We start from the raw sequence: 14,991 nt of genomic DNA, 5'->3' as shown, positions 1-14,991 counted from the left end.
TTGAGCTTGTCGAACTGGTGTCTCGAAGGACGGTTCGCAGCACGTCCTTCGAGACGGGGCTTCGGCAAGCTCAGCCCTCCTCGGGATGAGCGGGAGTGGGTCAAATCCGCTCCCCGCTCAGGCGCTGGCACACCATGTCGAGTTGGTCGAGCGTCGAATATTCCAGACTGAGCGTGCCGCCCTTCTCGCTGTGGCTGATCCGCACCTTCAATCCGAGCAGATCGGCGAGCTGCCGTTCCAGCGCTGCGATGTCGGCATTGCCTTCGGCGGGCGCGGGGCGGGTTCGCGCGCGCGCCGGTTTGGCGGCGGCGGCGCGTTTCTCGGTCTGGCGAACCGACAGGCCCTTGGCGATCACCTCGTCCGCCAATGCGTCGGGATCGGGCGCGCCGATCATCGCGCGCGCATGGCCCATCGTCAGCGCTCCCTCGACGACCTTCGACTGCACGCCCTTGGGAAGATCGAGCAATCGCAACAGGTTGGTAACGTGGCTGCGCGATTTGTGAACGACCTTGGCCAGCGCATCCTGGGTATGGCCGAATTCCTTCAGCAACCGCTGATAGGCCTCGGCCTCTTCGATCGCATTCAGTTCCTGACGCTGGATGTTCTCCACCAGCGCGATCTGCAGCGTGTCCGAATCGGTATAGTCGCGGATGACGACCGGCACCTCGTGCAATCGCGCGCGTTGTGCCGCACGCCAGCGGCGCTCGCCGGCGACGATCTGATAATCATGGCCGTGAGGGCGCACGATGATTGGCTGGATTATCCCGCGTTCGGCGATCGACGCGGCGAGTTCGTCCAGCGCGGCGTCGTCGAAGCGGCGGCGCGGCTGCTCCGGATGCGGCGCGATCGCGCTGACCGGGATCATCCGGACGCCGCTGGCGCTGCTGCCGACATTGGTCGTCTCGGCATCGTCGCGCGCGATATCGCCGAGCAATGCGCCGAGACCGCGGCCGAGGCCGGAGCGGGGACGTTTGGAATCGGTCACGCGGCGACCTCGCTGAGACGGGGGAGGCGCGCGATCAGTTCGCGAGCGAGGGCGATATAGGCTTCGGAACCGCTGCAGCGGTGGTCGTAGATCAAGGCGGGCAGGCCGTGGCTCGGTGCTTCCGACAGCCGGACATTGCGCGGAATGACGGTTTCGAACACGACACGGCCGAGCACGGCCCGCACGTCGTTCGATACCTGTTCGGTCAGTCGGTTGCGGCGATCATACATCGTCAGCGCGACACCGAGAATCGACAGCGACGGGTTGAACCGCGCGCGGATGCGTTCGACGGTGCTAAGGAGCTGGCTCAACCCCTCTAGCGCAAAGAACTCACATTGCAGCGGCACGAGCAACGAATCTGCCGCGACCATCGCGTTGATCGTCAGCAGTCCGAGCGAGGGCGGGCAATCGATCAGCACGATGTCCCAGCGCGGGGCGCAGGCCTCGAGCGCGCGGTGCAGGCGGTGGGTGCGTTGTTCGAGTTCAACCAGCTCGATCTCCGCGCCCGACAGGTCGACCGTGGCGGGGAGCACGTCGAGCCGCGGGATGCCGGTGGCGACTGCCCCGTCCTCGATTCCGCGTCCATCGACCAGCACGTGATAGGTCGACACCACGCGCTTTGATTGCGGGATGCCGAGGCCGGTCGAAGCATTGCCCTGCGGATCGAGGTCGATCAGCAGAACGCGCTGTCCGGTCGCGGCGAGCGCGGTAGCGAGATTGATCGCACTAGTCGTCTTACCGACCCCGCCCTTTTGATTAGCCACCGCGACGCAGATCATCGCGGTCGCACCCTTGAGGCGACCAGGATGCCGGATTCCGGATCTGTCATGCTGGGTTCCACGTGGAACATTCCGTGCCATCCCGCCTTCGCATTTTCAAGTTCGTCTACGATCGACCGCCCGCGCGGGAGGAGATAGCGTGTCCCATTGTCGGCCAGATGACGCGACATCGCGAATATTTCTGAGACCGAGGCGACCGCTCGCGCCGATATGGTGGCCGCGGGCTTCGATTTCGTCACTTCCGCGCGCGCTGCGGATATGGTGATCTGCTTGGCCAAGCCCGCGCGGTCGACGAACGCTGCAAGGAACTCTGCGCGTTTTCGGCGCGGCTCGATAAGGATTGTCGGGGCTTCGGTAATCAGACTAACGATCATGCCCGGAAACCCTGCGCCGGTGCCGATGTCGATCCAGCGTCCCTTTGCGTCGGTCGCGAGCGACAGAAGCTGGGCGGAGTCGACGACGTGGCGCTGCCAGATCGTATCGAGCGTCGATCGTGCAACGAGGTTCTGGTTGGTGCTCTCTACGACGACCGCGTCGACGAAGCCCTCGATCCGTTTTGCCACTGACGTATCGAAGCTATGCGCGATCCACTGCCGTGCTTCGTCCTCTGTCACGAAGCGCGCGCGTGAAGCCAGAGTGCGGTGAGTGCGGCAGGGGTGACGCCGCGCACCCGCGATGCCTCGCCAAGAGTCGCGGGGCGCGCGGCGTGGAGACGTTCGCGCATCTCGTTGCTGAGCCCAGGGATCGATTCCAGCGAGGCGTCGGTCGGGATCGCCACCGTCGCATCGCGGCGCATCCGCGCGATCTCCTCCGACTGGCGCAGGAGATAAGGGGCATAACGCCGGTCTTCCTCGATCTCGCGCACAATATCGAGATCGACCGACGTCGTAGATGTGTCGCTGTGATAGCGCGCCCGCTCCTCTTGGCGATCGGCGACATGAATCTGGCGGGCAGTGGATAGACAGCCGTGCTCATCCGCGGTCTTTGACAGGCGTGTCTCGGCATTGTCCGCGCGCAAGGCCAGGCGGTACTCGGAGCGGGCGGTCAACATACGATATGGTTCGGTCACGCCCTGCAGCACCAGATCGTCGACCATCACCCCGATGTAGCTGCTTGCACGATCGAGGATCAGGGGGGCGACATCACATGCGTAGGCCGCCGCGTTGGCCCCCGCGATCAGGCCTTGAGCGGCGGCCTCCTCATAACCCGTGGTGCCGTTGATCTGCCCGGCGAGAAACAGGCCCGGCATTGCGGTCAACCCTAGCGTCGCATCCAACGCTCGAGGATCGATATGATCATATTCGACCGCATAACCGGGCATCGTGATCGCGGCGCGTTCGAGACCGGGGATCGACGCGACCATCGCGTGTTGAACGTCGGTTGGCAGTGAGGTCGAGATTCCGTTGGGATATACCGCCATGTCGTCGATGCCCTCCGGTTCGAGAAACACCTGATGCCCGTCGCGGTCGCCGAAGCGGTGAATCTTGTCCTCGATTGACGGGCAGTACCGCGGCCCTTCACCCGCAATCGCGCCGCCGTATAGCGGTGAACGGTCGAGACCACCGCGGATGATATTGTGCGTCAACTCGGTCGTGCGCGTGATCGCGCAGGCCAGTTGCGGGAGCGGCCTACCACGCGACATCGGCGACATGGTCCAAGGCTCGGCATCCGACGGCTGCATCGAGAGGCGCGCCCAGTCGATCGTCCGGCCATCTAGCCGAGGCGGCGTGCCCGTCTTCAACCGTCGCATCGGTAACGCGAGTTCACGAAGTTGCTGCGCCAGCGGGAGTGCGGCGGACTCCCCGACCCGTCCGCCGGCCAGCCGCTCCTCGCCGCGAAAGATTTTCGCGCCAAGGAAGGTGCCCGTGGCGAGCACCACGGCGCGCGCATTCAGGGTGCTGCCGTCGCCAAGTTCGACCCCGGCAACTGCGCCGCTCTCCAGCCGCAACGCGACCGCTTCGCCAGCGAAGATCGTCACGCCGGGTTCGGCGGCAAGCATCGCTCGGATTGCGGCGGCGTAGCGCGTGCGATCTGCTTGGACGCGTGGACCCTGGACGGCGAGACCCTTGCGCCGGTTTAGCATCCGATAATGGAGGCCCGCGGCATCGGCGGCGCGCCCCATCAATCCGTCGAAGGCATCGACCTCCCGAACGAGGTGCCCTTTTCCTAAGCCCCCAATCGACGGATTGCATGACATGGCCCCGATCTTTGCGGGATCGTGCGAAATGAGCCCGACACGCGCGCCGCGACGCGCGGCGACCGCCGCCGCTTCGGTTCCTGCATGGCCGCCGCCGATCACCAATACGTCGAACGATTGTTCCACGTGAAACATCACTTTCCGATGCAAAAGCGTCCGAACAGCGCGTCGAGCATCGCCTCGGTCGCGTTGGTCCCTAGTAGCTGCGCCAGCGCGTGACTAGCCCGGCGCAGCCCCTCGGCGCGAATCAGCAGGTCGTCGGCAAATCCGTCGAGGCGCAAAGCGGTCAACGCGGTTTCGATGGCGTCGCGTTGCGACCGCGCCAGGATCATCGCGCCGGGGGCGATGTAGATCGTACCCACCTTCGCGGCGATCGCTTCCCACAGGGCGGCGACACTGGCGGGATGAGCGATCGATACCGGCTGCCGGTCGGCCGAAACCGTCTCGCGACCGGGCACGTCCGCGCGGGCGTGAAGCGCCAGGGCAGGGCGGTCCGGCGGCGGCTGGTCGTCGAGCCACAGGATCAGATCGGCGCTTAGCGTCGCTCGGTGTGCACGGTCGATCCCAATCCGCTCGACCGGATCATCGGTGTAGTCGGCCAGGCCAGCGGTGTCGACCAACGTATAGACCTGTCCACCGCGCACGACGGTCGCCTCGATCAGGTCGCGCGTGGTGCCCGCGATCGGCGTAACGATCGCCGCCTCGCGATCCAGCAACGCGTTGAAGAGCGAGGACTTGCCCGCATTTGGTGGCCCGGCGAGAACGATGCGCGCACCTTCGCGAAGACGCTCGACCGAGGGCTGATCGAGCAGCGCGGCGACTTCGGCGATCCACGCTCTGGTCGCCGTGTCGAGTGATGAGAGGTCGGGCGTCGCGACATCATCCTCGTCAGAAAAATCGAGCGTCGCTTCCACCTGAGCGGCGATGCCGGACAGCGTATCCAGCCAGCCATGCACCGATCGGCTGAGTACACCGTCGGCCGCACTGATCGCGGCGCGCCGTTGATCCTCGGTTTCCGCCTCGAGCAGGTCAGCGAGCCCTTGCGCCTGCGCCAGATCGATCCGCCCATTGGTCAGCGCGCGCCGGGTGAACTCGCCGGGCTCCGCCGCCCGCAGACCTGGTAATGCGCCGAGCGACTGTTCGACCGCGTCGACCACCGCCCGCCCGCCATGCAGATGCAGTTCGAGCAAATCCTCCCCCGTCGCGGTCGCCGGTCCCGGAAACCACAACAGCAAGGCATGATCCAGCAATACGCCGTCCACAGCGCGCAACGCGCGCATCGACGCGCGTCGCGGCGTCGGCAATGCTCCCGCCAACGCCAGACCGGCTGCGGACGCGGCCGCCCCGCTTACCCGCACGACCGCGATGGCCGCGGGCGGGCGGCCGCTCGACACCGCAAAGATCGTGTCCATCGTCAGCCCGGCTTTCCGCCCGTCCCGGCCTCGATCATCTTGCGCCAGAACGACATGCCCGCATCGCCCATCGGCGCCCAGCTCTTGATCATGTTCTCCAGCAGTTCGGGGCGCACACTGCCTTCCATCGCGTCCTGCATCATCGCGATGTAGCGATCGTGGAGCGGCGTCAGGTCGGGCAGTCCCATCATGCGCCGCGCTTCCTCGGGCGTGCAATCGACCTCTATCGTAACTTTCATGGGGTCACTTTCATGGTCGTTCGCTCCGTGGTGGTTGAGCCGATCGCGTCGGCGGATTACCGTGGGTCCATGTATGCGCGCGATCATGCGATTATCGCAACGCCGATCGGATTCGTTCGGATCGAGGGGGATGAGTCGATCAGCCGGATCGCGATCGACCGGGACGGCGCGGCGAAGCGGGCGTCGAGCGCTGCGGTGCGCGCTGCGGCCAACCAGTTGCAGGAATATTTCGCGGGCGAGCGTATCACTTTCGATCTGCCGCTCGCACCGCTGAGTACCCCGCGCGGAGAGGCGTTGCGCGCCGCGATCGTCGCAGTCGCGGCGGGAGAAACCGCGAGTTACGGCGCAGTCGCCACGCGGATCGGATCGAGTGCGCGCGCGATCGGTCAGGCGTGCCGCAAGAATCCACTGCCGATAGTCGTTCCTTGTCATCGAATCGTCGGCGGAAGTGGACATTATTCGGCGGGCGAGGGAATCGCGACCAAGAACTGGCTGCTCGATCACGAGCGGCGCTTTGCAAGGATTGATGGATGACCGACGTGACGATCGAAACGCTGGATCACACCGGCAGCTTCAATGCCTATCGCGCGGACCCGGCGGGCGCGCCGACCGCAGCGATCATCGTCATCCAAGAGATTTTCGGGGTGAATCCCGGCATTCGCAGCAAGTGCGACCGGTTGGCCGAACAGGGCTATCTGGCGATTGCACCCGATCTGTTCTGGCGGATCGAGCCGGGCGTCCAACTAGACCCTGACGTGACGCCCGAGTTCGACCGCGCGCTGGCGCTGATGGGACAGTTCGATCAGGACAAGGGCGTCGCCGACATCGAAGCGACGATCCGCTTCGCGCGCGGTGAACTGGGTGCGGGGGGCAAGGTCGGCGCGGTCGGGTATTGTCTTGGCGGGCGATTGGCCTTCATGACCGCGGCGCGCACCGACGTGGATGCCAGCGTCGGCTACTATGGCGTCGGGATCGACGGCCTGCTGGGCGAGAAGCATGCGATCGCGCATCCGATGCTACTGCATGTGCCGGAGGAGGATCATTTCGTCGACAAGGCGGCGCAACGGCGGATGCACGAGGGATTGGACGATCACCCCAAGGTGACGATCTTCGACTATCCCGGCGAAGACCACGGCTTCGCCACCGAGTTCGGCGAGCGGCGGGCGGATGAAGCGGCGAAGCTGGCGGACGAGCGGACAGAAAAGTTCTTTGCCGCGAACCTTAATTAGCCCGCAGCTCATTACTCAGAACCGTAACGTGCAGTCTCCGTTTCGCTGCATCGTAAAGTCGCATCGGCAAAGCACATCCATCCCTAGCACCGCCTGAAAGCTTCCGTGGTCGGTCAATTCGAAGCCGGTAATGTCGTCAAACACATGCGGGAACGATCCGCTGATTGGAAAGGCTACCCGGAACAGAAATCGCTCGGCGAGGATTGTGCCGCCCGCCGTGTTGATCGGTTCCTTGCCAATCGACGGCAATCGAAGTTCGTCGGCGATACGCTTGGCCACGCCAGATGACGTTGCACCAGTGTCCAGCAGCGCGACCACGCGCACCGCCGTCAGGTCGGTCGCCGGGTCGGGCCGCAGAATGTCGATATCAAGGACAATCCGACGACCGGTTCGTCGCCATTCAATCACCGCGGACGTGCGAATGAAGTCCCAGGTCGATAGGTTCGTCGGTTACTTCTTGAATCGAAAAACGGTGATCGGGAAACCGGCGCAGGCCGGCGCGATAGGCGTCGCCGGCGGACGTGAAATAGCCGATGATTTCACGATCGCGAATGAGCGCATGTTCGTCGCGGTGAGTGGCGAGCACGACACCGAGCACGCGCTGGAACGCATCATAATTCTGATCGATCTGCTGGCGCTGGAGCAAGCGGTCCATCAAGACCTCCTTCAGACGAAGATGACACATTGGTGAGTCGAGGGGAATCCCCCTCAGATCGCATGCCCGTCGGCATCGCGCAGGACTTCGCGTCTTCCGACGTGGTCGGGGCGGCCGACGATGCCGTCTTTTTCCATCCGCTCGATCAACCGGGCGGCGGAATTGTAGCCGATGCGGAGCTGGCGCTGAAGCCAGCTGGTCGAGGCCTTTTGCGATTCGCACACCAGCTGGATCGCCGACCGATATTGCTGATCCTCCGCGGAATCCTCACCCGTAGGCGCACCGTCCAAGTCGAAGCTCTGTTCGGGTTCTTCGGTGACCGACGTGATGTAGTCGGGCGTCCCTTGCGCGCGCCAGTGATCGGTCACCGCGCGGACTTCGTCGTCGCTGACGAAGGGACCGTGGACGCGGACGATCCCCTTGCCGCCGGGCATGTAGAGCATGTCGCCCTTGCCGAGCAGTTGCTCGGCACCCTGTTCGCCCAGGATGGTGCGCGAATCGATCTTCGACGTGACGTGGAAGCTGATGCGGGTCGGCAAATTCGCCTTGATGACGCCGGTGATGACGTCGACCGAGGGGCGCTGCGTCGCCATGATGAGGTGGATGCCCGCCGCGCGCGCCTTTTGTGCGAGCCGCTGGATCAGGAATTCGACTTCCTTGCCCGCGGTCATCATCAGGTCGGCGAGCTCGTCGACGATCACCACGATCTGCGGCAGCACGTCGTATTCGAGCTTCTCCTCCTCATAGATCGGTGCGCCGGTCTCGGGATTGAAACCGGTCTGCACGCGGCGGCCGAGCGGCTGGCCCTTGGCGCGGCTCGTGCGGATCTTGTCGTTGAAGCCCGCGAGGCTGCGCACGCCGAGCGACGACATCTGCCGATAGCGATCCTCCATCTGCTCGACCGCCCATTTGAGGGCGCGGACCGCCTTCGCGGGATCGGTGACGACGGGGGAAAGCAGATGCGGAATGTCGTCGTACATGCTCAGTTCGAGCATCTTGGGATCGATCATGATCATGCGGCACTGATCGGGGGTCAGCCGGTACAGCAGCGACAGGATCATGCAGTTCAGGCCGACCGATTTGCCAGAGCCAGTGGTGCCCGCGACCAGCAGATGCGGCATCGGCGCCAGATCGGCGATGACCGGATCGCCGGCGATATTCTTCCCAAGAATAACAGGAAGTTGCGCGTTCTGATCCTCGAATGTCTGCGACCCGACGAGTTCGTGCAGCGACACCGATTCGCGCTTCGCATTGGGCAGCTCGATGCCGATCACGGTGCGGCCGGGGATGGTCGCGACGCGCGCGGAGATCGCACTCATGTTGCGCGCGATATCGTCGGCCAGCGCGATCACGCGGCTGGCCTTCACGCCCGATTCGGGTTCGAGCTCGTACATCGTCACGACCGGGCCGGGCCGGACCTCGGTGATCGAACCCTTCACCTTGAAATCGTCGAGTACGGTTTCGAGCAACCGGGCGTTGCGTTCGAGCGCGGCCTTGTCGATCCCGACGTTGGGGGAGGGCGGGGCGGGGGTCAGCAGGTCGAGCGACGGAAGTTTGTAATTGTCGCGCAGATCGAGCTGCGTCTGGCGCGGCTTCGCCTTGGCGGGCTGGGCTGGCGCAATATTGCGGTCTGCGATGACCGGGCCGGGACGCGGATCGGGTTGCGCGAGCGGACGCGGCGTGACCGGCCGACGCACCAGTTGCAGCGGCGTGTCGGCGTCGTCCTGCCCGCCACGCGGCGCGGGCAGCGCGAGGCGGCGGTCGCGCCAGCGGCGCGGCATGTCGATCTCCAGGCTGCGCGCCCAGACGATCGCACCGCTTGTCCCGGTGACGACGCCCAGCGCGACAATGCTCCACCACGTGATCCGCGCATCGTTCGCAAAGGCCAGCGCCCAGCGCGCGCCCGCCACCACGCCCGAACCGACCGCGCCGCCCCAGCCGAACGGCAGCGCCAGCACGGCTTCGTCGTCGACGCAGGCGAGCGCAGTCGCCATCAGCGCCACGCCGACACCCGCGCCGCGCAACGTGCGACCCCATGCGCCCGCAGGCTGATCGCGCCACAGCCGCAGCGCGACGATCGGCGCGACCGGCAGCAGCAACGCCACCGCCGGGCCAAGCAGCGTCAGCGCCAGATCGGCGAACCATGCGCCCGGCGCTCCGATCAGGTTCCCGATCGTGCCCGCGGAGGTATTGAGCGACGGATCGCCGGGCTTGTAGCTCGCCAGCGCCAGCGCCATCAGCAAGGTCAGCGCGAACAGCGCGCACGCCGTCACCAGCGCGCCGCTGCGCACCGCCCCCGCCTTCACCGTCTCGCGCCAAAGCCCCGTTTCTCTTCGGGACGCGTCAGCCCGGCTCGCCATCTGAAATCCCCGAAAAAGCCCGGTGAATTAATCTGCCTCGGCGAGTCCGGCGTCAAGCCGTCCGCGTTGGCTTGGGCACGCTATCACGCTAGAGCGTGGCGGATGGAACACGCTGATGTCCTTATCCTTGGCGGCGGGCTGGTCGGCTCGACGCTGGCGGTGGCGCTCGATACGCACGGCCTGACCGCGATCGTCGTCGATCCGGCCGACCCCGCGGTCACGCTGGCGGCGGGGTTCGACGGCCGCGCGTCGGCGGTGGCGAGCGCCAGCCACCGGATGCTCGACGCGATCGGGGTGGGGGCGAAGATCGCGGGGCAGGGCTGTGCGATCCGGCAGATTCGGGTGAGCGACGGCCTGGCGCCGGGCAAGCTCGATTTCATTCCCGATGCGGACGACGATGCGCTCGGCACGATGTACGAGAATCGCTTGCTGCGGACGACGTTGTACGAGGCGGCGCGAGACGCGAAGGGCGTCGACCTGCGGATGAAGACCTGCGCCACGCACGTGACGCGCGACGCGGCCGAGGTCCGCGCGACGCTCAGCGACGGCACGACGGCCACCGCGTCGCTGCTCGTCGCCGCCGAGGGCCGCAACTCGCCGACGCGGCAGGCAGCGGGGATCACCGTCGCCAACTGGCGCTACAATCACGCGGCGATCATCGGCGCGTTCCACCACGAGCAGCCGCACGAGGACATCGCCTACGAGATCTTCTATTCCTCCGGCCCGTTCGCGCTGCTGCCGTTGCCCGACGACGCGATCGGCCACCGCTCGGCGATCGTGTGGACCGTCAAGGCCGACGACGCGCCCGCGATGCTCAAGCTGTCGGATCGCGCGTTCCTGGCCGAGGCGGAGAAAATGATGGGCGGGTTCCTCGGCACGCTGTCCGACGCGAGTCCCCGCGCGACCTATCCCCTCGGTTTCCATCATGCCGCGCGCATCACCGATACGCGGCTCGCGCTGGTCGGCGACGCGGGGCACGGCATTCATCCGATCGCGGGTCAGGGGCTGAACCTAGGCTTCCGCGATGTCGCAGCACTTGCCGAGGTGCTGGTCGAGGGGCGGCGGCTGGGGCTGGAGCAGGGCGATGCGCAACTGCTTGACCGCTATCAGAAATGGCGCAGCCTCGACACGTTCCTGGTCGCGACCGCCACCGACACACTAACCCGCCTGTTCGGCATCCCCGGCAAGACCGCCAGCGCCGTCCGCCGCCTCGGCATCTCCGCCGTCGACCGCATCCCCCCGCTGAAGGCGCGCTTCATGGCGGAAGCGCGCGGCGAGAGCGGCGCGCTGCCGAAACTGCTGCAGGGGATGCCGGTTTAGAGCTTAGGTTCGCGGTGGTGCAGCCCGCCCCGGAACTGCCGCAATTACAGGCGCATAGTAAGGGCACCTTGCGAGGAGGCCTGTATTGATCGTCGTTGCCCTGCTGCTCTCGAGTATCGCTGTTGCGTCACCGACATGCGCGCGTCTTTCGGCGTTGCAGACGACGGACGCCGTGGCCCGCCCCGTCAACCACGCCTTTCAGAATGGTGAGCGGCTCCCACTTTTACTGTCGTGGATCGATTCGAAGGGCAAGCAGGTCCATTTCGGTACGATCGCCCCCGGCGCGCATATCTCGCTCGAGACCTTTGTGGGCCATACGTTCGTGTTGACCGATCCGAAGGGCCGTTGTCGGCGAACGGTGCTAATCGACGAAATATCCTCCGGAACCTACGTCGGTACGAGCCGCTATCGCTCGGTGGCCGTCCGCCCCGGATGGCACGTTTTCGTCGATCAGGCGCTCGATCCCGGCGCTGAACCTGCAAAGACCGCCCTCGTCACGCTTTCGCGACTGTTTGAACAGACGGAAACCGCCCTGCCGCCAGCATCTTTGGCGCAAGTACGTTCGACGCCGATCTTCCTTCACGACCATGCCGGTCCCGGCGGCATGTTCCATCCCGATCCCGACTGGCTCGTCGCGCATGGCCGGACGGTGGAAATGCTGAACGCCATCGAATTGTCCGATGCGGGCATGTTTGTAGAGACGGTGAAGGTTCAACCGAGTGCCGTGCTGCACGAACTTGCGCACGCTTATCAAGCGCGGCTGTCGAAGCAAGACCGCGCGGATATACACGCGACTTACCGTCAAGCGATGGAGAGCGGCCTTTATCGACGCGTAAAACGGCACGACGGTTCGATCAGCGATGCCTATGCCCGCAACAACGCAGCCGAATATTTCGCGGAGTTAAGCGAAGCCTATTTCGGGCGGAACGACTTTTTTCCGTTCACGCGATCCGACCTTGCCAGCTACGATCCGGTTGGCGAACGGTTGATAGCACGGCTTTGGCGATAGGCAGCGGCTATACGATGCCACACGGCTCCTGCAACGAACGCGGGAGAGGCCGATGTTGCATGGGGGTGTTGGAGCGGCCCGCTCATTCGACCGCGTCATCCTCGACCCGCCCCAACCGCTGCTCGGTCAGGATCTGCCAGCCGGTGATGAACAGCGCGCCCGCCAGCGGGCCGACGACGATGCCGCTTAAGCCCACCAGGTTGATGCCGCCCAGTGTCGTGACCAACACCAGCCAGTCGGGAATGCCGGTGTCGCGGCCGACCAGGATCGGGCGCAGGATGTTGTCGGCCAGCCCGATCAGCAGCACGCCCGACAGCGCTACGACGATCGCCTGCCAGATTGCGCCCGTCGCCAGCAGATAGATCGCGACCGGCGCCCATATGATCGCCGGGCCAACCGCGGGCAGCAATCCGGCGATCGCCATCAGCATTCCCCACAGCAATGCCGCGGGCAGGCCAACGATCCAGAAGGTGATCGCGCCCAGCGCGCCCTGCACCAGCGCGACGACGCCCGATCCCTTGATCGTGGCGCGCACGACCGCGACGAACTTGTCCGCGATGCGCCGGGCCACCGACGGCTCCAGCGGCAGCGCGCGGACGATCGCCGGGCCGATGCGCTCCCCGTCGCGCAGCAGGAAATAAGTGACGTACAGCCCGACGCCGAACGCCAGCAAAAAGGCGGCAGCGTTCGCGCCGATCGACAGCGCCTGCCGCGCGATGGTGCTGACGCTGCTGCTGAGCGCCTGCGACAGCCGCGTCTGGATGTTTTCGAAACTGTCGAGGCCCGAGCTGCTGAGCGCGCGCTGCAGACGATCGGGCAGTGCGTCCTGCACCTGCTGAAAGTATGACGCGAAGTTGATCTGCCCACTGCGCATCTGGACATAGACGCCCGCCGCCTGCTCCACGACCAGGCTGGCGAGGACCATCGCCGGAATGATCACCGCGACCGTGATGATCAACATCGTGACCGCCGCGGCGGTATTGCGGCGGCCGGGCCAGCGCGCCAACATCCGCTGGAACAACGGCTGAAACAGCAACGCCGCCAGCGCCGCCCACAGCAATGCGCCGATGAAGTTCGACACGATCAGCGCCAGCGCCACCGTGATGATGAAGAGGAACAGGATCAGGCCGCCGTTCTCGACGCGCTTTCGGGCGATGGTCATGCGGCGGGCCTTTGGAGAAAGGTGGAAACGGATGCGCGGGTCGCCCGGCAAGCGGTCGCCGTGCGTGTGAACTCTCCGGGATCGAGATGGCTCCGCGCGTGGGCCGCGACGGGAGACGCGGGGTCAGCCGCGGCGCCGATACGGGTCGTCGACCTCCACCACCCATCCCGCCGCGGCGGTGAAGCGGGCGGCGCTGCCGCGCGGGCGACGCGCCTCCCGCAGATCGACCGGCCAGGCGAAGCGGATGCCGGCCAGCGTCGCGCGGGTCCACATGACCTCGGCCTCGATCGCATGGATGCTGCCCATCGACACGCGAAGGATCATGCCCGTCGCCAGTGTGCCGTCATCGTCGACGCATGCGCCGGTGGCCGACAGATTGCGCACGCGGCGTTCGGATTGGACGCCGGGCACCTCGATCAAGGCGCGGATGATTACGCTGCTGCGCGGGTTGCGCATCGGATCGGCATCGTCAGCCATCTGCGCATTGTCGCGGACGAAGCTGGATAATCGGTTAAGGTGTGGCTGTGGCGTCCGCTTCATACGGCCCACGCCGCATGACGTAGTCGCGCGTCTCATACGGCGGCGCGAGTCCTTCGACCCAGGCGCCGTGCGCGTGGGTGAGCGCGACCAGCTCCATCGCGCGGTCGCCGGGCCAGCCGCGGACGCGGACTTCGTGGCGGTGGAGGTCGCGGTTGGGCTCCATCATCACCCAGCCGAGCGGGCGATCGGGCGTGGCGCGCGCACCCGCGGCGTCCATCGCGTCGCGGATGCGCGCCTGCGTGGGCGGCGGAAGGTATTGCCAGACGACCGAATGCATCAGCACGCGCGTGACGCCCGCGGGTTGCGGCTCCGCGAGCCGCGCCTCGACCCACGCCGCGGCGTCGCCCTGATCTAGGCTTACGCTATGCCGCCGCACCATGTCGATCGCGGTCGCCAGTCGCTCCTGCCGTTCGATATTCTCGACCCAGACATAGGCCTCCAGCCGTTCGGCCGGGGCGGAATCGCGCACGTCGACGGGGGCGATGTCCACCCCGCGCACGCTCTCGATCGCGATCGGCACGGCGGGCGGCGGGGGGCCGCGCCAGTCCGGGCGGATCGTCAGTTCGGCATCGCCCGGCCCGGCGCGGACGCCGCCGAGGTCGAAGGCGTAACGGTCGATCAGCAGGTTCAATCCTGCGCTCGATCCGATCTCGAGCAATCCGACGCGGGGACCGTAGTGTTCAGCGATATGCAGCAGCCCGGTCATCAGCCCCGCGGACCGCCCCGCCTCGTTGGTCTGCGGCGGGCCGTCGAGCCATGGCAGCAGATCGGCATCGTGGGTGCGCAGCGTCGCGCGGAGCGTGTCGATCACCGAAGCGGAATCGGCGACCTCGCCGGTGAACACGCGGGACAGCGCCGGATCGACGCCGCGCCGGTGCAGCGCATGGAACCCGCCGATCAACCGCAGCACCAGCGCGTCCGCCACCGGCTCGCCCGGCCAGTCGAGCACGCGCCGCCCGGTTTCGCTTGTCCGGTCGAGCGCGTCGGCCAGCACCGTCGCGATGCGCGCGGTGACCGGCGCGGCCATCGCGGTGCAATAGCCTGCCTGGACGTGGAACGACTGTCGGTTCTCGGCTTCGTGTCCCATCGATATCCCTCCGTCTG

At 66.1% G+C, this 14,991-nt stretch carries 16 protein-coding genes; 4 read left to right on the top strand and 12 right to left on the bottom strand.

Annotation, left to right across the window (positions count from 1 at the left end):
* Nucleotides 1-100: 100 nt before the first annotated feature.
* From M0208_RS10845 to M0208_RS10820, 6 genes are read right to left on the bottom strand one after another with little or no spacing between them, the layout of a single operon-like run.
* Nucleotides 101-985, bottom strand: a complete 885-nt coding sequence (locus M0208_RS10845; protein ID WP_258891714.1) for a ParB/RepB/Spo0J family partition protein — start codon at nt 983-985, stop codon at nt 101-103.
* Complete coding sequence (locus M0208_RS10840) at nt 982-1,764, bottom strand: ParA family protein (protein WP_258891713.1); 783 nt, start codon at nt 1,762-1,764, stop codon at nt 982-984. Before M0208_RS10840 ends, M0208_RS10845 begins: the two co-directional genes overlap by 4 nt.
* On the bottom strand, nt 1,761-2,378 hold the full coding sequence (gene rsmG / locus M0208_RS10835) for a 16S rRNA (guanine(527)-N(7))-methyltransferase RsmG (protein WP_258891712.1): 618 nt from the start codon (nt 2,376-2,378) through the stop codon (nt 1,761-1,763). The genes M0208_RS10840 and rsmG overlap by 4 nt, the downstream gene beginning before the upstream one ends.
* Nucleotides 2,375-4,096: a tRNA uridine-5-carboxymethylaminomethyl(34) synthesis enzyme MnmG gene (mnmG, locus tag M0208_RS10830; protein ID WP_258891711.1), complete on the bottom strand. Its 1,722-nt coding sequence runs from the start codon at nt 4,094-4,096 to the stop codon at nt 2,375-2,377. Before mnmG ends, rsmG begins: the two co-directional genes overlap by 4 nt.
* Entirely contained in the window at nt 4,096-5,373 is a 1,278-nt protein-coding gene (mnmE, locus tag M0208_RS10825; protein WP_258891710.1) for a tRNA uridine-5-carboxymethylaminomethyl(34) synthesis GTPase MnmE, read from the bottom strand. The genes mnmG and mnmE overlap by 1 nt, the downstream gene beginning before the upstream one ends.
* A gap of 2 nt (nt 5,374-5,375) precedes the next feature.
* Complete coding sequence (locus M0208_RS10820) at nt 5,376-5,612, bottom strand: DUF6489 family protein (protein ID WP_258891709.1); 237 nt, start codon at nt 5,610-5,612, stop codon at nt 5,376-5,378.
* A 69-nt stretch (nt 5,613-5,681) separates the two neighbouring features.
* On the opposite strand from M0208_RS10820, the gene M0208_RS10815 reads away from it, so the two are divergent.
* Entirely contained in the window at nt 5,682-6,146 is a 465-nt protein-coding gene (locus M0208_RS10815) for a methylated-DNA--[protein]-cysteine S-methyltransferase (RefSeq protein ID WP_258893224.1), read from the top strand.
* Nucleotides 6,143-6,841: a dienelactone hydrolase family protein gene (locus tag M0208_RS10810; RefSeq protein WP_258891708.1), complete on the top strand. Its 699-nt coding sequence runs from the start codon at nt 6,143-6,145 to the stop codon at nt 6,839-6,841. The genes M0208_RS10815 and M0208_RS10810 overlap by 4 nt, the downstream gene beginning before the upstream one ends.
* A 15-nt stretch (nt 6,842-6,856) precedes the next feature.
* Here M0208_RS10810 and M0208_RS10805 read toward each other — a convergent pair whose 3' ends face one another.
* Genes M0208_RS10805 through M0208_RS10795 form a run of 3 tightly spaced genes read right to left on the bottom strand, consistent with a single transcriptional unit; the run spans nt 6,857 to nt 9,856 of the window.
* Nucleotides 6,857-7,249, bottom strand: a complete 393-nt coding sequence (locus M0208_RS10805) for an aspartyl protease family protein (RefSeq protein ID WP_258891707.1) — start codon at nt 7,247-7,249, stop codon at nt 6,857-6,859.
* Complete coding sequence (locus M0208_RS10800) at nt 7,242-7,496, bottom strand: hypothetical protein (RefSeq protein WP_258891706.1); 255 nt, start codon at nt 7,494-7,496, stop codon at nt 7,242-7,244. The genes M0208_RS10805 and M0208_RS10800 overlap by 8 nt, the downstream gene beginning before the upstream one ends.
* 53 nt (nt 7,497-7,549) lie before the next feature.
* The gene (locus tag M0208_RS10795) at nt 7,550-9,856 is read right to left on the bottom strand and encodes a DNA translocase FtsK 4TM domain-containing protein (RefSeq protein ID WP_258891705.1); all 2,307 of its coding nucleotides are present in this window, start codon (nt 9,854-9,856) and stop codon (nt 7,550-7,552) included.
* A gap of 102 nt (nt 9,857-9,958) precedes the next feature.
* Here M0208_RS10795 and M0208_RS10790 point away from each other — a divergent pair, with 102 nt between their 5' ends.
* Nucleotides 9,959-11,176 (top strand): UbiH/UbiF/VisC/COQ6 family ubiquinone biosynthesis hydroxylase, encoded by a 1,218-nt coding sequence (locus M0208_RS10790; protein WP_258891704.1) that lies wholly within the window; start codon nt 9,959-9,961, stop codon nt 11,174-11,176.
* Nucleotides 11,177-11,261: 85 nt separating this feature from the next.
* Entirely contained in the window at nt 11,262-12,185 is a 924-nt protein-coding gene (locus M0208_RS10785) for a hypothetical protein (RefSeq protein ID WP_258891703.1), read from the top strand.
* 82 nt (nt 12,186-12,267) lie between these two features.
* Here M0208_RS10785 and M0208_RS10780 read toward each other — a convergent pair whose 3' ends face one another.
* The 3 genes from M0208_RS10780 to M0208_RS10770 all read right to left on the bottom strand — a co-directional run bounded on the left by M0208_RS10780 (nt 12,268) and on the right by M0208_RS10770 (nt 14,974).
* Nucleotides 12,268-13,347, bottom strand: coding sequence for an AI-2E family transporter (locus M0208_RS10780; protein ID WP_258891702.1), 1,080 nt, complete (start codon nt 13,345-13,347; stop codon nt 12,268-12,270).
* Nucleotides 13,348-13,470: 123 nt separating this feature from the next.
* Nucleotides 13,471-13,824: a PilZ domain-containing protein gene (locus M0208_RS10775; protein WP_258891701.1), complete on the bottom strand. Its 354-nt coding sequence runs from the start codon at nt 13,822-13,824 to the stop codon at nt 13,471-13,473.
* A gap of 34 nt (nt 13,825-13,858) precedes the next feature.
* Nucleotides 13,859-14,974: a DUF2332 domain-containing protein gene (locus M0208_RS10770; RefSeq protein ID WP_258891700.1), complete on the bottom strand. Its 1,116-nt coding sequence runs from the start codon at nt 14,972-14,974 to the stop codon at nt 13,859-13,861.
* Between the last annotated feature and the right edge of the window lie 17 nt (nt 14,975-14,991).

Source organism: Sphingomonas sp. SUN019 (genome assembly GCF_024758705.1).
Lineage (GTDB): Bacteria > Pseudomonadota > Alphaproteobacteria > Sphingomonadales > Sphingomonadaceae > Sphingomonas.
The sequence above is the reverse complement of the archived record's forward strand: the minus strand, read 5'-3'. Positions and strand labels throughout refer to the sequence as shown.